The 21,440-nt window shown below is 37.7% G+C and carries 15 protein-coding genes; 13 read left to right on the forward strand and 2 right to left on the reverse strand.

What is annotated here, in order from left to right; all coding sequences use genetic code 11:
• Positions 1-7 precede the first annotated feature (7 nt).
• From ABR854_RS12850 to ABR854_RS12910, 13 genes are all read left to right on the forward strand, one after another.
• Positions 8-1,561 (forward strand): SusD/RagB family nutrient-binding outer membrane lipoprotein, encoded by a 1,554-nt coding sequence (locus ABR854_RS12850; protein ID WP_350265806.1) that lies wholly within the window; start codon positions 8-10, stop codon positions 1,559-1,561.
• A gap of 63 nt (positions 1,562-1,624) precedes the next feature.
• Positions 1,625-2,566, forward strand: a complete 942-nt coding sequence (locus tag ABR854_RS12855; RefSeq protein ID WP_350265807.1) for a bile acid:sodium symporter family protein — start codon at positions 1,625-1,627, stop codon at positions 2,564-2,566.
• Between the two features lie 37 nt (positions 2,567-2,603).
• Positions 2,604-3,551, forward strand: a complete 948-nt coding sequence (locus ABR854_RS12860; RefSeq protein ID WP_350265808.1) for an RraA family protein — start codon at positions 2,604-2,606, stop codon at positions 3,549-3,551.
• A gap of 286 nt (positions 3,552-3,837) precedes the next feature.
• The gene (locus ABR854_RS12865) at positions 3,838-5,112 is read left to right on the forward strand and encodes a mandelate racemase/muconate lactonizing enzyme family protein (protein WP_350265809.1); all 1,275 of its coding nucleotides are present in this window, start codon (positions 3,838-3,840) and stop codon (positions 5,110-5,112) included.
• Positions 5,113-5,182: 70 nt separating this feature from the next.
• Complete coding sequence (locus ABR854_RS12870) at positions 5,183-6,013, forward strand: fumarylacetoacetate hydrolase family protein (protein ID WP_350265810.1); 831 nt, start codon at positions 5,183-5,185, stop codon at positions 6,011-6,013.
• Between the two features lie 559 nt (positions 6,014-6,572).
• Positions 6,573-7,676, forward strand: coding sequence for an endo-1,4-beta-xylanase (locus tag ABR854_RS12875; RefSeq protein ID WP_350265811.1), 1,104 nt, complete (start codon positions 6,573-6,575; stop codon positions 7,674-7,676).
• A 47-nt stretch (positions 7,677-7,723) separates the two neighbouring features.
• Positions 7,724-8,065, forward strand: a complete 342-nt coding sequence (locus tag ABR854_RS12880; RefSeq protein ID WP_064198230.1) for a hypothetical protein — start codon at positions 7,724-7,726, stop codon at positions 8,063-8,065.
• Positions 8,066-8,198: 133 nt separating this feature from the next.
• Positions 8,199-8,948: an acetylxylan esterase gene (locus tag ABR854_RS12885; RefSeq protein ID WP_350265812.1), complete on the forward strand. Its 750-nt coding sequence runs from the start codon at positions 8,199-8,201 to the stop codon at positions 8,946-8,948.
• A gap of 53 nt (positions 8,949-9,001) precedes the next feature.
• Positions 9,002-10,432, forward strand: a complete 1,431-nt coding sequence (locus tag ABR854_RS12890) for a family 43 glycosylhydrolase (protein WP_350265813.1) — start codon at positions 9,002-9,004, stop codon at positions 10,430-10,432.
• Positions 10,433-10,650: 218 nt separating this feature from the next.
• A complete protein-coding gene (locus tag ABR854_RS12895; RefSeq protein WP_350265814.1) occupies positions 10,651-11,385 on the forward strand; it encodes an acetylxylan esterase in 735 nt (244 codons plus the stop codon).
• Positions 11,386-11,433: 48 nt separating this feature from the next.
• On the forward strand, positions 11,434-12,885 hold the full coding sequence (locus ABR854_RS12900; protein WP_350265815.1) for an arabinan endo-1,5-alpha-L-arabinosidase: 1,452 nt from the start codon (positions 11,434-11,436) through the stop codon (positions 12,883-12,885).
• Positions 12,886-12,971: 86 nt separating this feature from the next.
• Positions 12,972-14,393, forward strand: a complete 1,422-nt coding sequence (locus ABR854_RS12905; protein WP_350265816.1) for a CotH kinase family protein — start codon at positions 12,972-12,974, stop codon at positions 14,391-14,393.
• A gap of 33 nt (positions 14,394-14,426) precedes the next feature.
• Positions 14,427-14,765, forward strand: coding sequence for a YrdB family protein (locus tag ABR854_RS12910; RefSeq protein ID WP_350265817.1), 339 nt, complete (start codon positions 14,427-14,429; stop codon positions 14,763-14,765).
• Positions 14,766-14,829: 64 nt separating this feature from the next.
• Here ABR854_RS12910 and ABR854_RS12915 read toward each other — a convergent pair whose 3' ends face one another.
• Complete coding sequence (locus ABR854_RS12915) at positions 14,830-16,980, reverse strand: hypothetical protein (protein WP_350265818.1); 2,151 nt, start codon at positions 16,978-16,980, stop codon at positions 14,830-14,832.
• Between the two features lie 264 nt (positions 16,981-17,244).
• The gene (locus ABR854_RS12920; RefSeq protein ID WP_350265819.1) at positions 17,245-21,330 is read right to left on the reverse strand and encodes a hybrid sensor histidine kinase/response regulator transcription factor; all 4,086 of its coding nucleotides are present in this window, start codon (positions 21,328-21,330) and stop codon (positions 17,245-17,247) included.
• Positions 21,331-21,440: the final 110 nt, after the last annotated feature.

Consider the following 21,440-nt stretch of genomic DNA (forward strand, 5'->3'; position numbering starts at 1 on the left):
CAAAAAAATGAAGAAATTAATTTATATATCGTCTCTTTTCTTTGCATCTTTTGCAATATCATCGTGCGATGATGGGTTTGTGGAAGTAAATACAAACCCCTACGCCCTCACAAAAATTGACCCTGCCATACTTTTTACCAACGCCCAACGCCTGACTGATGGTGGCTTTTGGGAAGGAGAACAAACAGTGGTTCAACAGTTTGTAAACGCCTACAATACAGGAGCTACGGCTGGCTTCAATTTCAATGAAGACAACGATAACTTCAATGCTCCTCGTTGGAACAATAGCTATCCTGGGCCACTAAAATCGCTCGAACAAATCCTTAGCCTTACTAAGGCCGATGCTACCAAAAGCAATCTCTATAATATGTCACGAATCTGGAAATCGTATATTTTCATGACACTCGTTGATACCTATGGCGATATTCCATACAGCCAAGCAGGAAAAGGCTACCTCGATGCGATATTTTATCCAAAATACGATGAAGACAAAGCCATATATGAGGACATTTATAATGAAATCAAAGCAGCAACAGCAGCTCTCGATGCCTCGAAAGGTGCAGTGAAAGAAGATTTGTTTTTTGGGAAATTAGCAGCGGCTGACCAAATTGATAAATGGAAGAAATTGGGAAACTCACTTCTTTTGAGAATCGGTATGAGGTATTCAAAAGTTGACCCAAACAAAGCAAAAACGATTGTGCAAGAAGCATTTAGAGGTGGGCTTATTCAAGCAAATGCTGATAATGCCTATATTGTTTATAATGCTATTTACAACAATCCGTTGAATGCTGGCCCAAGAGGAACAAACCCTTATTTCTATTACTTAGCCGAACCATTTGTTGAGCAATTAAAATCAACTGGCGACCCACGTTTGAAATATATTTCTGGAAAATACAGCGACCCTAATCAAGTTTTAGCACTAACACCAGATACGGCTTCTGCCAAACAATTCGGTTTCCCAGTTGGCTACGACCAAACAAGCGTTTTGAAAGTAACAGGATACCGAGGTACGGCTGGAACTGGACAAAACTATTCGCAGCTTAACTATACCGTTTTTGGAAGTGCCACTGCACCAGTTTTCTACGTAACGAATGCACAAACTAAACTTTTATTGGCCGAAGCAGCACAAAAAGGTTGGTTAGCAGGACTAAGCAATGCCCTAACTGCCAAAGAATATTATGAAGCGGGTGTTTCAGCCGCCATGGACGAATATTTACTTTACCCAACAGTACCAGCAAATGCGTTTTCGGCAGCATTGAAAGCAAGTTATTTGGCAAATCCGAAAGTTAAGTATGATGATGCCAAAGCTCTTGAACTTATCAATACTCAATATTGGATAGCTTCGTTGGGCAACGGTGCCGAATCGTTTGCGAATTTCAGAAGAACGGGCTTCCCGAATTTAAGTCCAAACAAATATAACAACAACTTGCAAGGTGGCTTTACAAGACGCTTCGCTTATCCAAATTCAGAAAATTCAAGAAACAACGAAAATTATCAAAAAGCTGTAACTCGCATGGGGCCTGATAATCTCACGACTCGTGTTTTCTGGGACAAACAATAAATTTCTTTTCCATTGAAAAGGGCTATTACCTTAGTCCTTTTCAATACACTTAACCCTAACCCAATGAAACTCAAAGACTACTGGTACACATTAAGTATTATTTTGCTCGTAATTGTAGGCTATAATTTCCCTGAAACATTTAGTACGGTTTTCGGCGTAAAACTCAATACATTTATTAAGCCTGTTTTACAGATAATCATGCTCGGTATGGGGGCAACCATGACCGTCGAAGATTTTGCAGAAGTCTTCAAATCTCCTAAAAAAGTAATTATCGGATTAGTTTGTCAATTTACAATTATGCCTTTTTTGGGCTTGGGTTTATCAAAAGTATTTGATTTTCCGCCCGAAATAGCAGCTGGTGTAATTTTGATAGGCAGCAGCCCAAGCGGACTGGCCTCTAATGTGATGGCACTCATGGCCAAGGCAAATGTAGCATTGTCTATCACAATTACTACTTTAGCAACACTCGTTGCCCCATTAATGACCCCTTTTTTGATGAAAACCCTTGGTGGTGGACTCATCGAAGTTGAATTTTTAAAAATGTTTTGGGACATGGCACAAATGGTACTTTTACCCATTTTTATAGGTTTAGCCATCAATAAAATTGCACCCAATTTAGTTACCAAATTTAATAAAATTTTACCAGTGTTTTCGATGCTTGGTATTGCCTACATCATCTTGATTGTAACGGCAAGTGGTGCAACAGCTCTCAAAACAGTTGGTTTTTTGCTAATCATAGTGGTCTTTATTCACAATGTTTTTGGTTATTCGCTTGGATACATTTTTGCAAAATTATTAAAACTAAACGAGCAAGATGCACGAGCTGTATCGCTCGAAGTTGGAATGCAAAATGCAGGACTTGCTTCGGCACTTGCCAACGAAATGGGTAAAATTGCCACCGCAGGTTTGGCCCCAGCGATTTTTGGCCCAGTGATGAACATCACGGGTTCGATGTTGGCCAATTTTTGGAGTAAAAAACAACCGCAAAACCCTACCGAAAATTAAAATCTCAAATCTTTATATTAACCCCAATCTCAAAACTATGAAAAAAAGTTTTTTAGCAATCTTATTGTTATTTGGTGTTTTCCAGCTCAATGCTCAACAAATATCAAAAGATTATTTACTTCATCTAACTCGTGAATGGAAGGGTGAGCGTTTTGCCGATGGCCGCCCAAAAGTATCAGATGCGATTCTGAATCGTATGAAAAAAGTTACTCACGAAGAGGCTTGGGCAGTATTACGAAATAAAAATTATCGCCATCAATATGTAGGTAATTGGCAAACAATTAACCCTGATAGTATTTTAGTTGGACGTGCCGTAACCGCCATTTTTATGCCAGGCCGACCAGATATTCAAATTGCCATTGACGAAAAAGGCACAAAGCAAGATGGTCGTTTGAAGGCACAAAACACTTGGGTAATTGAAACTCTCGTAAAACGAGATGTTTATGTAGTTGACCAATTCAATGCTTACGAAGATGGGCCAACCATCGGTGATAATCTTGGAAATGCTATTTTTAATCGCACAGGAAATGGTATCGTTTACGAAGGTGCAATCAGAGATATAAGTGGTTTAAAAGAAATTGGTGGATTTACCTCATTTTTTAGAAGTTATCATCCAAGTCACCACTTAAACTCGCCCACTCAACCCGGTGGATTGAATACAACTTTAGTCGGAATCAATCAACCAACCAAAATTGGTGATGCAACCTGTATGCCAGGCGATGTAGTACTTGGGCGTGATGGTGGCGTAATCTTTATTCCACCTCATTTGGCAGAAGACGTCGTAAAATCATCAGAAGTAGTTCGTTTGAGAGATAAATTCAGCCACCAACGTCTGAAAGAAGGGAAATATACCACTGGTCAGATTGATACTCGTTGGTCGGCAGATATTGAAAAAGATTTTTCTCAATGGCTCAAAGAACACATCAACGAATTGCCTGTTGCTCCAGAACAAATCCAAGAAATCTTGAAAGAAAGAACATGGTAAGAAGAATTTACGAATGAATCGAATTACGATTTACGAGTAAACTCTAAACCTACCCTATATTTACTTTGAGCTATAATTGGCTTATAGGAAGTGTTTTAAATTTACTATTTACTGTTCTGAAAATATAGTTTTATATATTAGTAATACCTCTTTTTCCTCTGTGGTTGTCCTCTTTAAACCTCTGTGGTAAAAAATACTACACAAAACTAAATTTTCTGAACACTACCAATTAGACAATATTTATTCAATCAAACGAGGTTTTCCTCATAAAACATCATTTACCAAAGTGAATAGAAGAAATTTTTTCCAAAAAGCGGCAGTTAGCTCTGCATTTGCGGCCAGTTCGTTTTCATCATTCGGCAACGAATATGTAAAAGCAATTGATAAAGCACCAAAAAGTTCTGCTCCATCCGATTTAAAAATTACTGATTTAAAAGCTGGTTATATTCGTGGTGGACATAGCTTATTCGTAAAAATATATACCAATCAGGGAATCATTGGGCATGGAGAAGGTGTAGATGCAACACCTGGAACTTATCATCTCGTAAAATCTATGGGGCAACGCTTAAAAGGACAAAACCCATTGAATGTCAATCGTTTATTTGAGCAGATCCGTAAATCAGGTTTTTTTGAAGGGGCTCAATCTGGTATGTTTGTAGCTGTACTTACAGCCGTTGAAACCGCCCTTTGGGACATTGCAGGAAAAGCACTTGGAGTACCAGTTTACCAGCTTTTAGGTGGGAAATTCAGAGATAGCATAAGAGTTTATATGGATACAGCACTCTATCAAAATCAACTTCCAAAACCCGAAGACTTCGCCAAAGCCGCACGTGAAGCAGTTGATATGGGCTTCACGGCAGTAAAATTTGACTTAGACCAAGCAAACGACCCTAACAAATACGACCGCTTTAATTGGACTGCAAGTCAGCCTGAACTACAACGTATGTACGACCAAATGGCCGCAGCACGTAAAGAGGTCGGGAATAAAATAGATATTTGTGCCGATATGCACGGCCGATACGATGCCATAACAGGCGAAAGAGCAGCTAAAATTCTTGAACCACTAAATCTAATGTGGCTCGAAGAACCAGTTCCTGCCGAAAATGTTGACGCCTACAAAAAAATAACAGATTCTACTTCAACACCAATCTGTGCGGGCGAAAACCATTATTTAGCATATGGTTTCCGACCTTTGCTCGAAAAAGGTGCAGTAGATATCATCATGCCTGACTTACAAAAATGTGGTGGTCTGGGCGAAGGACAGCGTATTGCAAATCTCGCAAACCTCTATTATGTTCCGTTTGCACCGCACATGGTGGCTTCGTATTTGGGAGCAATGGCTTGTGCCCACGTGTGTGCATCTGTGCCAAACTTTATGATTATGGAATGGCAAATTTATTTCCACAAAGAGCCAATGTATAAAGAAATAGTAAAATTTGAGGGCGAAATGGTTGAGAAAAATGGTTTTATCAAAGTACGTGATGTACCAGGTATTGGCGTAGAAATCAACGAAGAAGGAATGAAAAAATATGCAACTCCAGGAATTCCATTCTTTGAGTAATAAACAAGATTAAATCTCATCAAATAGGGAATAAACCTCCCTATTTGACTCAAAAACAATCAAAATATTAATGAAAATTTACAATACAACCTCAGGACCATTAGTTGAAGACAATAACAATTACTTTTCATTTAAAGAATTGACTTTCGATGCACTTGTCAATCAGCCAAATTTATTTCAGTTCTTAAAACAAACTATTGAAACAAAAAATGCAAAGCAAAAACCTAATTTAGAAGAAACACTATTAGCACCCATTGTTTCGCAAGAAGTTTGGGCGTCGGGTGTAACTTATTTACGTAGTAAAAACGCTCGTATGGAAGAATCGAAAGATGCAGGTGGTGGTGATTTTTATGATAGAGTGTATGATGCAGAGCGTCCAGAAATATTTTTTAAGGCAACCGCTGGCCGAACAGTTGGGCATGGAGAAGGTGTAAAAATTAGACGAGATTCCAAGTGGAACGTTCCTGAACCTGAACTAACACTTTTTGTGAATTCGAGCGGACAAATTGCTGGTTATACCGTCGGAAATGATATGAGTTCGAGAGATATTGAAGGCGAAAATCCTTTGTATCTGCCGCAAGCTAAATCTTATGATAAAAGTGCAGCAATCGGACCGTGTATCTTAGTAATGGAAGAACCGATTTCAAAAGAAACCGAAATAAAACTTCAAATTGTGAGAGCTGGAGAAACTGTTTTCGAGCAAGCCACCAAACTCAATCAAATGAAACGAGAGCTTACCGAACTCGTTGAATATCTTACTTACGAATGTACTTTCAAATTCGGTACATTTTTGATGACAGGCACAGGAATTGTCCCGCCTGATGACTTTAGTTTGGCCAAAGACGATGTAATAAATATATCGATTGATGGCATTGGGACATTGAGAAATTTCGTTGAATGATTTATCATTAAAAGGTTAGCAGTATCTGCTAACCTTTTTTGTAGCCTTTTCATGGTTGATTAAAGAGATTTTTTTGTACTATTCTTAGTTTTGAAAAAGTAATAAATTACATTTTTCAAATTTTCAACAAAAGAAAGGTTCTCAAGCACACAAAATAAACATCGTAAATTAGGTATTTTTCTTAGTAATTTATCTATCGGAAACGTCACCGATTGTTTTTAATCTATATTATGTGTCAAAATGACACTTTTAATTTGCTTTTTCAATTTCTACCCTTAGATTCGCCTAATGAATTCAAACACGCTTAAATGTATCAATTGAAGTTTCTGTACTGAAAATTGTATTTTTCACATAAAGTTGATACTCCGACACACAAGCGTATGCAAACCAATGAGCGACTAAAATACAAGTCAAATGATATATTTTGACAAAATAATAATTAGGTTAAAAGTAAAGTTTTGTTTCATGCTCAGTCTAACGTCTGTAATTTATGGACGTTAGATTTTTTCTAAAACTCTAAAAGGTGTCATTTTTAATTTCGAAATAAATAGTAAACCCGATGAAACACATTTCAATTATTACATTAGTCTTAGGAGTAATCTTATTCTCAAACTTCACATTTCAAGCGTCAAATGATAATCCAGTATCACTAAAAGATGCCTTCAAAAAAGACTTTTTAATTGGTACAGCTCTCAATAATTCTCAGATTGACGAAAAAGATGCTGCAGTAAACGACCTTATCAAGAAACAATTTAATGCCGCTACGCCCGAAAATATTATGAAATCGGCATTGATTCACCCCAAATGGGACACGTACGATTTCACGATGGCTGATAAACTGGTAGAATATGGAAAGAAAAACAATATCAAAATCAATGGTCATACTTTGGTTTGGCATAGCCAATTGCCTAATTTTATCAGAGGAATCAAAAGCAGCGATTCAATTCGTACGTTCTTTACCGACCATATCAAAACCGTAGCGGGTCGCTATAAAGGAAAAGTTTTCTCGTGGGATGTTGTAAACGAAGCATTAAACGAAGACGGAACGCTCCGCAATTCAGTTTTCTTGAAACACCTGGGCGAAGGTTATTTGGCCGATGCCTTTAAATTAGCACAAGAAGCATCGCCCAATACTGAATTGTATTATAACGATTATAACAATGAGCAACCAGCCAAACGTGCAGGCTGTATTAAGTTAATCAAAAAAATTCAAGAATCAGGTGCAAGAATTGATGGCGTAGGTATTCAAGGACACTGGCATTTAGGAAAAATTCCTTTGAAAGATATCGAAGAGAGTATTCTTGAATATTCGGCACTTGGCTTGAAGGTAATGTTTACTGAATTGGATATCGAAGTGTTGAAAAGAGATTTTCAAGGTGCTGATGTTGGTCAAAGAATGGCCAATAGCCCTGATATGAATCCATACACAAATGGTTTGCCCGAAAATATCCAAAAACAACTTGCTGATGACTACGAAGCCCTATTTAAGTTATTCTTGAAACACAAAGATAAAGTTACAAGAGTAACCTTCTGGGGTGTAAACGACGGCGATAGCTGGTTGAATAACTGGCCAGTACGTGGACGCACAAGTTACCCATTACTTTTCGACCGAAGCAACCAACCAAAACCTGCATATTTTAAGGTAGTTGGTCTGAAAAATTAATAAATTTTAAAGCTTTCACCTTTTTTAACCAAAAATCTATTCAAACAATGAAAAAACTATTTGTATTATTCTTCATGCTTTGCGGCATGGCATCATTTGCTCAAACCAATCCGATTGATGGCAATTGGAAAGGAACTCGTGAAACACCAAACGGTACCTTTGAAATCGAATACACATTTAAAGTGGAAGGAGATAAGCTTACAGGTACTTGGAAAACTCAATTTGGTGAAACTAAAATCGAAAACGGTAAAGTAGAAGGAAAGAAATTTTCTTACAGTATCTCGTTCAATGATATGACCATCAGCAATACGGGTGAGCTTATCAATAATGACGAAATCGTTACAAAAAACGAACGTGGCGAGATGAAATTAAAACGAGTTAAACCTTGATAATAAGCCACTTATAAATAAAAACCTCAAATATGGTTCGATTCATATTTGAGGTTTTTATTTCTGATTCATTTTAAGAAAAATATCATCCAATTTTTCTCTAATTCAACCATGACCTTTACTGACATTTACTATGAACAGAAAAACTAAATCATTTTTGTCAATGATTGTTTTTGTTGCGTTAACAACATTACAAATAAGTGGCATATCTGCTCTTGCACAGGGGCCTCCAAGGCCTTCGCTTCCGCCGATTCCAATTAAAGGAGATACCACCCATTCCCTGACCAGAGATTTTATATTCTCTTCTTTAACACCAAAATCGCCTGATAATAAGGGATTTATACAGCGTTGGCTGGTACTTGAACCAGTTAAGAAAAACATTGCCCGTAATAATATTATTACTGATAGCTATTTAAAAACAACTTTTTCTGCCGATAATTTTTCCAGCGATTACAATACCATTCCCAAAAATGGTTCAACCGTAAAAATAGGCGACCAAGAACTAAAATGGTATGGTTTGGATAGCAAAGCGTTTAATTTTAATCTTTTTCATTTCACTTATGCTCTCGATAAACCAAGATACGGCATATTGGTTTGGCTCGTTACGGTCATCAACTGCCCATACGAAATGCAAAACGTAAGAATGACTGCAGGATGTAATTCGGGAAGTATGTGGTGGTTGAATGGTCAGGAAGTCATGACGCTTTCGGGCGATAGAGATATGATTGCCGATAATGTCACTTCTCAACGCCTAACGCTCAAAAAAGGGAAAAATATCATTCGTGGGGCTGTGATTAATGGCCCTGGGATGGCAAATTTCGGTATTCGATTTATAGATGAAAAAGGTGAACCTATCAAGAACTTCACCATCAGTAACGAATAATCGAATAGGTTCAAAAGTCTAATCATTCATTCTCTTTTACCTAAAAAAATCCAATGAAAATAGTAACATATACGCTTTTTGCTTTTTTACTTGTGCAAACATCAATGGCACAAATCGGAAAACCATTCATTCATGACCCTTCAACCGTAACCGAATGTGAGGGTAAATACTATACTTTTGGCACGGGTGGCGGAGGACTAATATCAAACGACGGTTGGACATGGCACGGTGGTGGCGTAAGACCTGGTGGCGGAGCGGCTCCAGATGTTATCAAAATTGGAGACCGTTATCTTGTAATCTACGGAGCAACGGGTGGTTCGACGAATCACAAAGGAATAATTTATACGATGTGGAATAAAACGCTCGACCCAAAATCTCCTGATTTCAAATATTCTGAACCAGTGATAGTAGCAACTTCAGATGGTTATGAAGAATGTGATGCCATCGACCCTGGTGTGCTTTTAGACCCTTCTACGGGGAGACTTTGGCTTAGCTATGGCACTTATTTTGGTTATACTCGTATAGTAGAACTCGACCCAAAAACAGGGGGACTAAAAAAAGGCAGCAAGCCAGTAAATGTAGCTATTGTATGTGAAGCCAGTGTACCTGTTTATCGTGATGGTTGGTATTATTTGCTCGCTACGCACGGAAGCTGTTGCGACGGAGCAAACTCCACCTACAATGTTGTAGTGGGGCGTTCAAAAGTTATAACTGGTCCCTACATCGACAATGTGGGCAGAAGCATGCTCGAAGGTGGCGGAAAAATGGTAGTTGCTACTCGTGGTGATTTGATAGGCCCAGGTCATTTCGGACATATTATTCTTGAAAAAGGCGTAGAAAAAATGTCAATTCATTACGAAGCAGATTTAGAACAAGGCGGACGTAGCGTTTTGGGCATTTTGCCAGTAGTTTGGAAAGATGGCTGGCCTGTGGCTGGCGAAAAATTTAGGGAAGGTACTTATGAAATCGAATCAGTAAGAAGAGGCTATGCCTTAGAATTAGCTGTCGATTTTACAAGAATGGCCAATGCCCCACGAGGATTCAACCAACCGAGTAATGAACCAATTAAGCCTGTTTCTGCTCAGAAATTAGACGATGTAATCAAGACTTGGTCAACGGGGAATATCAATTTAAGAATTGGCGATTATATGTCTCGTCCACACCAAAAATGGACGATTACCGATGCTCCTGATTCGACTGGATACTTGGGAGGGCCATATTACAAAATTGTTTTGGCAGGAACAAACCGAGCTTTAGCAGCCACGTCCAATGCCGAAGTTGTAACTGTACCAGAATTTAGTGGCTCTCCCGAACAATTGTGGCGAATTGACCAATTAACTGATGGTTCGTACAGAATTATGCCAAAAGTTATTCCAAATTCTGGTAAAAAATTGGCATTGGTTTCTTCAGGAGACAGCACGCCAACATTAGCCGAATTCGATTTTAGCAGCGATAATTCTAAATGGAATTTTAGGAGTCATTGAAATGATAATAATCGACTAATTTTTTGTGGTTGAGTTTATATTGTATTGTCGAGACGTTGCATGCAACGTCTCGACGTCGGAATAATTAATTCTATTTTTTCTCAACAAAAAGTATTCACAAATCAAATCGTGTTTATTTGACACATATAGATTAATTAGATAAGTCCATTGATAAAAATTTTGTATTCATTCTATTTCTAAACAATTAAAACAAATCTATGACATTTAATCTCAAACCATTGTTGCTTACAACAGGCGTTGCGATGTTATTGGGTGCCAGTTTGCAAGGCTGCAATTCAGCTAAACCGAGCACCAATAGCAGTACTGCTAAAACCGATACTTCTCGAAGCCTATCTCCGTATTTTGTAAAAGCCACCAATAAACTAAAAACGCCTGATAATGAGGGTTTTATTCAACGTTGGATGTTGCTTGAACCAATCAATAAGCCCAATCGTGGCAATACCGTCTTTACTGATAGTTATTTACGAGAAAACTTTGCGAAAGAATATTTCCCGAATCAGTTTACCATCATGCCAAAAGATGGCGAAAAAGTAAAAGCAGGCGAACAAGAACTCACTTGGCATGCACTGGAGACAAACAACTACAATGTGAAACTATTCCGTTTTGCTTACGGACTTTACAAACCTGTTTATGGCGTGTTATTTTGGGGTGTGACTGTCATTGATAGTCCTCGTGAAATGAAAAATGTACGCTTGGCAGTTGGCTCAAACTCGGCTTCGATGTGGTGGCTTAATGGCAAAGAAGCAGCACTACTTTCGGGCGATAGACGTATGGTAATGGATGATGTAGTGTCTAATCGCTTGACGCTCAATAAAGGCCGTAATGTTTTACGTGGAGCAATTATTAATGGCCCAGGTATGAGTGATTTCTGTGTTAGATTCTTAGACGAAAACGGACAGCCAATCAAAGACCTTTCTATCTCTTGCCAGTAAAAATTGCTTTTTCACGTTTAAAATCTTGACTTATAAAATTAGTTTACTATGAAATTTAATATAAAAAATATTGGCAAATTGGCTCTTGCAATAGGGTTTTTATCGGCCGAAGCGAATGCCCAAATCGGGAAACCATTTATCCATGACCCATCTACGATTATGGAATCTGATGGCAAATATTATACATTTGGTACTCGTGGCGGTGGTTTAGTTTCAGAAGATGGTTGGACGTGGAACGCTGGCGGTGAAAGACCTGGTGGCGGTGCTGCACCCGATGCCTTGAAGATTGGCGACCGTTATTTGGTAGTTTATGGTGCAACTGGTGGTGGTCTGAATGGTGGACACAGCGGAAAAATTTTGACGATGTGGAACAAAACACTCGACCCAAAATCGCCTGATTTTAAATATACCGAAGCCATAGTGGTGGCATCTTCTGATGGAAAAGAAGATTGTGATGCCATTGACCCAGGTTTATTGCTCGACCCAACCGATGGCAGATTATGGGTTTCTTACGGTACTTATTTTGGGTTTATTCGATTGATTGAACTTGACCCAAAAACGGGTAAACGTATGGAAGGAAACAAAGAAATAAATATTGCCATCGACTGCGAAGCTACAGCCTTGATGTATCGTGATGGTTGGTATTATTTACTCGGAACGCACGGCACTTGCTGCGATGGTGCAAACTCGACTTATAATATTGTGGTGGGTCGCTCTAAGAAAGTGACTGGCCCGTATCTTGATAATATGGGACGAGATATGCTAAAAGGTGGTGGTAAAATGGTGATGGGTTCTGGTGGAGGAAGGGTAAATGGTGCTGGCCACTTTGGACATTGGAAAATTGATGACGGCGTAGAGAAAATGTCGTTTCACTACGAAGCAGACTTAGACCAGAGCGGTCGCAGCGTTTTGGCGATTCGTCCATTGCTCTGGAAAAACGGCTGGCCTGTTGGCGGTGAGCTTTTCAAAGAAGGAACTTACATGATAGAATCAGAACGCCGTGGTTATGGACTTGAACTCATTGTAGATTTCACTCGTATGGCTGGTGGTTTTCGTGGGCCTCGTGACCCTAACGAACCAATAAAACCTGTAGCATCGCAAGAGCTTAAAGACGTTATTGGCACTTGGCCTACGGGCAATATTGGAGTAAGAGCAGGCGATTACATAGCAAGACCACACCAAAAATGGACAATTTCGGCAGTAGCTGAAGGCGGTGGGTATCCAGGCGGACAATATTACAAAATTGTGATTGCTGGAACAGAACGTGCTTTGGCCGCAACGGCAGAAGCAGAATTGATAACCGTTCCGAAGTTTACAGGAGCAGCAGAACAGTTGTGGAGAATCGACCAACTGATTGATGGTACATACCGCATCATGCCAAAAGTTGTTCCAAACTCTAATGAAAAACTTGCCTTAATTTCATCGGGTGATAGTACACCCACGTTAGGAAAATTTGATTTTAATAGCGATAATTCTAAATGGAATTTTAAATTGCCGTAATTAAAGTTGGAGACGTAGGCAAAAGCTTACGTCTCCCTCAAAAACCACACAAAAAACTAATCTATTTTCATTCGTAAAGATTTGCCATGAAAATTTCAACTCTTACCAAACTCTTTTTTCTATCTATCGTAGGATTTTTAATAATTGTTTCTTGCTCGAAAGAAAAATTGGAGGATAATTCACCAATACCAATCGTAAAGGATGTTGTACCAAAAATCACTCCGAAAGGCACGGAGAAATATCTTGCCAAAAACTCCGATTATGTCTATAATCAAGAGGAAGTAAAAACTTATCAGCTGATTTTTAGAGATGCTGATTTGTCAAAACTAAACGCCGACCCTACCAAAGAAGAATACGTAGAAGCTGCGTTGGTTTTTGAAGGTGATACGATTAGTCCCGTCGGAGTTCGTTATAAAGGTTCAGTTGGTGCTTATTTGAATTGTTTGTCGGGTACAGATTGGTCGAAGCCGTCGGGGTATAAGACTTGCGTGAAACTAAGTATGCAAGTAAAAATCAACTGGGAAGACCGCAAAGAGCGTTTCTACGATTTGAATAAACTCCAATTTCATAGTCAAAACTATGATAAATCACAGCTTCGGGAGCGGTTGGGTTATTGGCTTTTTGCTCAGATGGGTGTCCCTGCCCCACGTTCGGTACATGCAAGAGTAGTGGTTAATGGACAACTTTGGGGACTTTTTGGCCTTACGGAAGAAATTGACAATCGTTTTGCCGAATATTTTTATAAAAACGGCAAAGGCGATATTTATAAAGAAGTTTGGCCACTCAAACCCAACGGAGAAGTTCAAACCGACAGGGCATTTATTGATGCTCTAAAAACTAACGAAGAAAAACCAGATGTGAGTCTCTTTAGGGAATTTGGCAGTGCTTTTGCGGCATCAAATACTATAGCCTCGAAGGATTTGGTTAGAAAATATATGGATGTCAATCAAATTATATCCTATGCTGTGGTCGATAGACTTATCAGACATGACGATGGTCCTTTTCATTGGTATTGTAATGACTTGGCCTCTTGCTATAACCACAATTATTATTGGTTTGAAGACAAAAAGAACCGAAAAATGCACCTAATTCCGTGGGATTTAGATGGTGCTTTTGAGCATGTGATACGAAATGCTAATACGATAGTGCCGATTGCCGACAAATGGGGCGAAATCTCGAATAATTGTGGTTTAATCAATTTAGGAAATCCAGCTTACAAACAGCGTTCGGCAGCTTGCGATAAACTTACGGCCGCATGGGCGGGCTTCAAAACTGAATATGCAGATTTAAGAAGACATTTACAGCAAAATATCTTAACCGATGATAAAACTATCAAACAAATGGATATTTGGGCAAAGCAAATTGAGCCATTTATTAAAGAAGCTGACGTTTATTATAACACAGGTATCACGAGTGAGTTTAATAAAAAAGCAACATCAGAAGCTACTTGGAACTCGGCGGTAAATACACTAAAAAGCCAAGTAAAATTTGCTCGGACACAGCAATGATTATAAGAATATAGTAGAGTTATTCAAAAAAATATGCAAATCATTAAAACTATCAATCAAACAGTTGCTTTTTTATTAGAATTGGGCATGCTGACAGCCGTAGCCCGTTGGGGTTATTTACAAGGTAAAACCACACTTTCAAAATATGGAATTTCCTTGCTACTTATTGCGGTGTTAGTGGTGCTTTGGGGCTATTTTGCAGCCCCAAAATCTGAAAATAGATTAAGTTTAGGCTATAGAATCACATTTGAATTTGTGTTGTTTATGGTCGCTACATGGTCGCTGTATAAATTAGGAAATACTAACTATACCATTATTTTTGGAACGGTAGCGATTATTAATTTAAGTCTTGAATATTATTTTGGGGAATAACATTCTGCCTTAATTCAATCTTTCTTTTACATGGATTTCAAATGATTTGGACACAGCCCCCAAATCACTTTTCAAACATAGTTTTCTTTGCAATTTCGATATCATTGGCCACGGCAGGGCGTAAAATGTGCCAATGAAAACGCAGTGCTTCATTTTGTTCTTTTGTGTTTCCTGCTTGCTCGGTAAAATGCACCAAAGGCATATCGTTATAGATGGGTTTGGTGATAGCTATTACTTCATCCCAAAATTTTAAGGCCGCTTCCAAATGCTTTATTGCCTGTTGTTTGTTCTCTAAACCGCCTTTAGTTCGATAAGTTTGTAGATGAACCCCTCCTTTAATTTTTTCAGCATAGTATAGACCTAAATATGCCCAAGTCCGTATATCTGCCACCTCAAACATCAGCGTATTATTGTTTTTGGTATTGATATTTTTTACTAATTCAAGTGCTTTTCTGCAATCGTTTTCGAGCATTTCGGCCAACATAGGTGGTGTTACTTTTCCAGTCTCAATACTTTCATCATTGGCTCTTATTTTTACATAATCGGCAATTGAAACAAAGCTTGGCTCGGTAACAGGCTGTTCGATTTGTCGGATAATGTCAATATAACTAACAGTTTTATCTTTTAAGGATAAAAAGCCTTCGCTGTACAAACTAAAATCCCAAGTAAAATCAAAAGACGAAGCAAGTTTGAGTGGTGTTTTACCTGCTAATGAGCTGGCAGTCAGTAAATTTTGTCCATCTTTTCCATATCTGCGAGTAAACTCGGCTTGAAATACTGCATCGGGTGTGCTGGGGTTGTAGAGCAATCTACCCCACAATTTATAAAACAACCATTGACGTTCGAAAGCATATTTCCAATCAACTTCTATGTCAGATTTTGTAAAGTAATCCTTAGCAGGAATGTATGTTTCTGAGCCAATAGTATAGCCACCAACATATTCCTGACTGTTTTCTTTGATATGGCTTCTGATAAAATCAGGCACCCCCCATCTAAGGCAGAAAAAATCCTCGTTTCGAGCCGTCCAAGTAACTTTATAGGTTTGAGGTTTGGGTACAAAGTAAGTATCGAAAAGTTTTCCTCCATGCACTTTTACAAGCGTAGGCGTAGAGTGTGCATGCGACCAATTGTATTTAAAATCTGCCCAAATTGGTTTTTCGATAAAATCCATTGTGCCTTCTTCGTCAATAGCTCTTCGGGTTAGCTTTTCGGTTTCGATGCTGGTGGGTCCAAGTGAACCAACATTACTCGAAAAAGGGATACGATGAATCAATTTAGACTTTCTACCCGACATTTTCATGCCTTCAATAATGGTTTCTTTCATCCAATCCTCCCGCTGCTGAGGAGTCATTCCTCCCATGCCTTCACCTAAGGTCAGACCAAACCCTGTTAGTTCAGGGTATTCTTGTAATACTTGGGCTACGCTTTCACGGGTATATTTTTTGATGATGCTCGAAGTATCGCCTTTCACAAAAAAATGGTGGTCCAGATTATCCATGGCCACATTATGAGCTTTGGAAAATTCTGGACTTACGAAAATATTGAAAGGCACTAAATAGGTTTCTATTTCTCGCTCTTTGGCCATTCGTAAAATACCATGAAAAAGTGTTTGCCATTCTTTCATTTCAGCATCAGAAAAAGGAGAAGCTTCGGGAAAGTTTTTGGAACGAATCATGTACACATACGGGTGCAAATTCCAAAGGCTTAGGATATTAAAGCGATTTTCCACCATCATATCTAAAAATGCTTCCCAATATTTAATGTCTTTACAGGTCTCTTGATGTAAATCTAAGGCATAACTATGGCGATAGGTATCGTAAGGTAAATCAAACTTTATTGTACGATAGGGATATTTTGCTTTTTCCTCAAAAGTTTTTATTTTATCTAAACTAACACCGTTTCTGATATTTTCGCAAACAGCCAATGACCCATAAATCAAGCCACGTACATCTCCCCCAATAATGTTAATGGTGGTTTTGTCGGTTAAAATACCAAAAGATTCAGGTTCATATTTACCTGCATCTATTTTTAAGTTAATCGTAAATTTTGATGGATTATTTTTTAAAATATATCCTTTCTTACTAAGCGTTTTTTCGAGCATACGCTTGGAGTAAGCAGTTTTTGAAGCATCTAATGAAGAAATAAGTTGAACAGATTGCGAAAAACCTATGCTATGCAATGCAAAGAGTAAGAGTATTAAACAAAGTTTTTTCATAAACTTGTATTTTTAATTTTCTTTATGGTTGAATATCGAATGATTTTATCTAAAGTTAGTGATAAAGGTGAAATCCATAGCCGAGGACGAAATTTTAAATGAATAATTTTCAACGCAACAAATCCTTCGGATGACATCTGGTATTTTTCGTTGTAGTTCATTTGGTAGTTTTTGTCCTTCATAAAAAACACAACAAATGAACTTTCAATAAAGCACATCCAGTCAAATCCGAATTTTAATCCCGATAGCAATTTCTTAGGTTGGCTATGACGTTTTATTGAGCGATAAATATTCAGACGGTGACACATTATACTTGGCTTTGAAGGCTCTGGCAAAATAATTTGGGTTTGAAAAACCTACCGAGTAAGCAATTTGAGAAATCTTCAAGTCATTTTTTTGTAACATCGAAAGTGCTTTTTTCAATTTCAAAGACCTCACATATTCAACGGGGCTTTCACCTGTGAGATTTAAAACTTTTGCATATAATGTACCTCGACTGACAAACATCGCTTTGCTTAATTCTTCAATCGAAAGATTAGGGTTTTCAATATTTTCTTCTACATAACGAGTGATTTTTAGTAAGAACTTCTCATCTTCCGAAATTGTCTCTATTTCTGACTTCTCAAATTGAATATGTTTACTATAAGTGTTTTTTAATAAACTATTCAAACTGAGCAAATTCTCAATTTTAATATTCAATAAATGAAAACTGAAGGGTTTGGTCAGATAATCGCTTGCACCTGCCCCTAATCCTTTTAACTGCTCAGTTTCCTCAGATAAAACTGTCAGCATAATCACAGGAATGTGTTTGGTTCGACTATCGTTCTTGATTTTTCTCACCATTTCTACACCATCCATTACTGGCATATTTACGTCACTGATAATTAGCTGTGGGTGATTGGCCAATGCTTTTTGCCAACCTTGCTTACCATCGGCAGCTTCTATGATTTTGTATTTATTTTTTAAACTTTCAACCAAATATGCTCTTAAGTCGGCATCATCATCTATGATTAGTACAATTGGTTTTTCGATTTTTGGTGGTTCGTTTTTCGCAAAACTTTCAACTGCGTCTAAACTTTCGTTTGTATTTAACAGCGACGTTGATTGCTGGTAATTAATAGGAGTCAAGGGCAGCGAAATGATGAAAGCACTTCCTACGCCTTCTTCGCTTTCTACTCTAATTGTTCCGCCGTGAAGTTTTACAAATTCCTGAGCTATTGATAGACCAATGCCACTTCCTTGATTAAGAATATCTACGTTATTATCTGCCTGAAAGAAACGCTCAAAAATCTTCTCTGTCAAATCTGCTCGCAACCCGATACCTGTATCTCTCAGTGTCATTCTAATGCCTGTGTCACCTTCTGCTGTTATTTGAAGACTCACATTTCCGCCATCGTTGGTAAATTTTATAGCATTTGAAAGTAGATTTATCAGCACTCGTTCTAATTTATCTTTGTCGAACGAAGCATTGTAAGTGCTAAATGAACTCACAAAGTGCAATGAAATATGCTTTCTAACGGCTATGTATTTGAACGAATCTACGATTTCTTGGGTGAATGTAATTAAATCGCCATCAGTTTTGTGTAAAGTTAGTTCGTTGTCTTCGATTCTTCTAAAATCAAGCAATTGATTGACCAAATTGAGCAGTCTTTTGGCGTTTCGACTAATCAAATTAAGCATTTCTAAGCGTTCTGTACTTTTTTCATGAAACATCAAATTTTCAATCGGATTCAAAACAAGCGTAAGTGGGGTTTTTAATTCATGGCTTAGGTTTGTTAAGAATTTGATTTTAACCTTTTCGAGTTCCATTTTTTGTTCTGCATCATGTCGTTCTTTTTCAATTAAATGATTCATTTCTAAGCGTTCCTGCTTTCTCATAAATTCATTTTTCAATTTTTGAATAGAACTCCTTCTTATCGCCCAAACAGTAAGCAAAATCAGAACTATGTAACAGAAATAGGCATAATATGTACGCCAAAATGGTGGTTTAACAATTATTTCAATGACTTTTTCGGGGGTTTCCCATGAGCCATCTTCGCTGTGTACTTTTAGTCGAAAAGTATAATTTTTAGGGTCTAAATTTGTATATACAGCAGTAGTATTTGTGCCAACTTCATTCCATTCTTTATCAAATCCATCAAGTTTATAAGCATATCTGTTTTCGTGGGGGGCTGTGTAATTTAAAGCAATAAAATCAATTGAGAAATTTTGTTTATAACTCAAAACCATTTCTTTTGCTGTTGAAATATGTTCAGTTATTTCGGTATTTTCTACCGGATTTACCTGTTTATTGTTTATTTTCAGGTTAGTAGTAACCAAAATCGGAATGTTATTTTTTTGAAAAATATTGGCCGATTTGAAATAGTTAAAGCCGTCGAGTCCACCAAAAAATAAGGTTTTATCGGCAGTTATTAAACCCGAACCAATATTAAAAGTACTTTGCTGAACACCGTTATAATGAGTAAAATTTCTGAATACTTTTTTATTAACATCAAAAGAACTAATGCCTTTGTTGGTACTGACCCAAAGCTTGCCTTTTTCATCTTCTAAGATCTTGTAAATTACACCATTCGACAATGAATAGCTTTCATCAAAGCGTTCAAAAGATTTTGTGTCGGATTTGAACAAACTGAGTCCCCCCCCCAAAGAACCTACCCAAATACTGCCCGAATGGTCGCAGTAAATTGCTTGCACTCTATCCATTGGAAGGCTACTATTGCCCGAATTAAGCACCTGAAAACGACTTTGAGTTGGGTAATAAACAGCAATACCAGTACCATTTGAGCCAAACCAAAAATTGCCCGAATGGTCTTGTTCGATGGTGGTAATAAAGTTATTTATTGGAATTCTTTGGCCTGGTTTTAAATTAAAAATCTGTTCACTCGTTTCTAATTGATTGGTTGTGGGGTCGAAACGATAAACCCCGTTTCCATTAGTTCCTATCCAAACTTTGCCATTTTTATCTGTTTTAAAACAATTCACTACTATATCGTTGGCATCAGTGCTACTTTTCGGTATATAAAAATAACGAGAAGCCCCAGTACTTAGATTAATACTATACAAACCAGCCTGATATGTGCCCACCCAAAGTGTGTTCCCAGTACATTCAAGAGCAAGAATAGAAGAACTATTGGCACGTTGTTGGGGCAGGCGGAAAGGTTTTATTTGTCCTGTTTTTCGATTGAAGATGTCAATGCCCGTACCTTCTGTTCCGATAAATATATCCCCCGATGGGCTTTCTGCAAATGACATTATTGAGCTTCCTGTTAATCCATTGGGGTCATTGGGCTTAAATTGTTTGTGGTTAAAGAAAGCCAAGTTCGTATCATATTTATTGATGCCCGCCTGATAAAAAGCAATCCAATAAATTCCTGCATTATCAATATAAATATCTCTGACCGAACGGCCATAAGTGTTAGGAGTAAAACCATTTTGTTCTACTAAAGTACTTTTTACTCTGCTTACTTTTCCTGTTGCGGGATTCAGAATGTCTAAATTACTCTCTGTTCCAACCCAAAGTTGTCCAGTTTTATCAAAAACAATCTTGTGAATATGGTTGTTAGAAAGCGTATTTGCATCATTTTTATCAGATTTATAGGCAATGAAGCTATTTTTTGTACCATTCATTAAATTTAGCCCACCTTTACTTGTTCCAATCCAAAGTTTTCCGTTTTTGTCTTCGGTAATGCATGTAATTTGATTACTTGAAATGGCATCTGGGCGATTTGGGTCGCTTAGAAACCTCGTAAACTGCTCACTTTTTTTGTTGAAAAGATGTAAGCCATTTTCTGTACCAATCCATAGATTGTTACGACTATCTTCAAAAATACACTTAATTGTGTTTGAGTTTAGCTTAGATTTATTGTTAATATCCGCTTTAAAAGCTTTCACATTTTTAGTAGTGGGGTCCAAGACAAAAAGTCCAGCATATGTACCCACCCAGATTTTTCCTGACTGGTCGGCACAGAGACTAATAATCCATCCATACTTTGAGAAGTCATAGTTGATAAATGAATCTAAATTGAGATTATATACAGATAATGTCAGATTAGTGGCCAGCCAAATTCGACCTGCTCGGTCTTGTGTCATTGCTATAACTGGTCCTCGGCCGATACTTGTAATATCACGGTCTTTGTGGTGGTATGCTGTAAAGTTTTGGCCATCAAATCGGTTGAGTCCGTCTTCGGTAGCAAACCACATAAAACCATTTTTATCTTTTATAATGGCATTGACCGAATTGGAAGTGAGTCCATTCTTACTACTGAAATTGATGAATTTATATTCTACTTGTTGACCATGAATCCAGTGAGTAATTCCTGAAAGAATTAATAAAATGTATATTTTTCTCATTTTTATAGACTTTAATCTTCTATACACCAAAAGTATCATCACTTCTTATCTCAAACAAATTAATTATGTTATTCTCAAACTTGATTTTTCTATCAAATATTCTTTTACAG

This window comes from Emticicia sp. W12TSBA100-4, from assembly GCF_040253585.1.
In the GTDB taxonomy this organism is placed as follows: Bacteria; Bacteroidota; Bacteroidia; order Cytophagales; family Spirosomataceae; genus Emticicia.

Excerpts from the sequence above, each read along its gene's own strand:
- ABR854_RS12850 (WP_350265806.1), top strand. The coding sequence starts at position 8 with ATGAAGAAATTAATTTATATATCGTCTCTTTTCTTTGCATCTTTTGCA.
- ABR854_RS12855 (WP_350265807.1), top strand. The coding sequence starts at position 1,625 with ATGAAACTCAAAGACTACTGGTACACATTAAGTATTATTTTGCTCGTA.
- ABR854_RS12860 (WP_350265808.1), top strand. The coding sequence starts at position 2,604 with ATGAAAAAAAGTTTTTTAGCAATCTTATTGTTATTTGGTGTTTTCCAG.
- ABR854_RS12870 (WP_350265810.1), top strand. The coding sequence starts at position 5,183 with ATGAAAATTTACAATACAACCTCAGGACCATTAGTTGAAGACAATAAC.
- ABR854_RS12875 (WP_350265811.1), top strand. The coding sequence starts at position 6,573 with ATGAAACACATTTCAATTATTACATTAGTCTTAGGAGTAATCTTATTC.
- ABR854_RS12880 (WP_064198230.1), top strand. The coding sequence starts at position 7,724 with ATGAAAAAACTATTTGTATTATTCTTCATGCTTTGCGGCATGGCATCA.
- ABR854_RS12885 (WP_350265812.1), top strand. The coding sequence starts at position 8,199 with ATGAACAGAAAAACTAAATCATTTTTGTCAATGATTGTTTTTGTTGCG.
- ABR854_RS12890 (WP_350265813.1), top strand. The coding sequence starts at position 9,002 with ATGAAAATAGTAACATATACGCTTTTTGCTTTTTTACTTGTGCAAACA.
- ABR854_RS12895 (WP_350265814.1), top strand. The coding sequence starts at position 10,651 with ATGACATTTAATCTCAAACCATTGTTGCTTACAACAGGCGTTGCGATG.
- ABR854_RS12900 (WP_350265815.1), top strand. The coding sequence starts at position 11,434 with ATGAAATTTAATATAAAAAATATTGGCAAATTGGCTCTTGCAATAGGG.
- ABR854_RS12905 (WP_350265816.1), top strand. The coding sequence starts at position 12,972 with ATGAAAATTTCAACTCTTACCAAACTCTTTTTTCTATCTATCGTAGGA.
- ABR854_RS12910 (WP_350265817.1), top strand. The coding sequence starts at position 14,427 with ATGCAAATCATTAAAACTATCAATCAAACAGTTGCTTTTTTATTAGAA.
- ABR854_RS12915 (WP_350265818.1), bottom strand. The coding sequence starts at position 16,980 with ATGAAAAAACTTTGTTTAATACTCTTACTCTTTGCATTGCATAGCATA.
- ABR854_RS12920 (WP_350265819.1), bottom strand. The coding sequence starts at position 21,330 with ATGAGAAAAATATACATTTTATTAATTCTTTCAGGAATTACTCACTGG.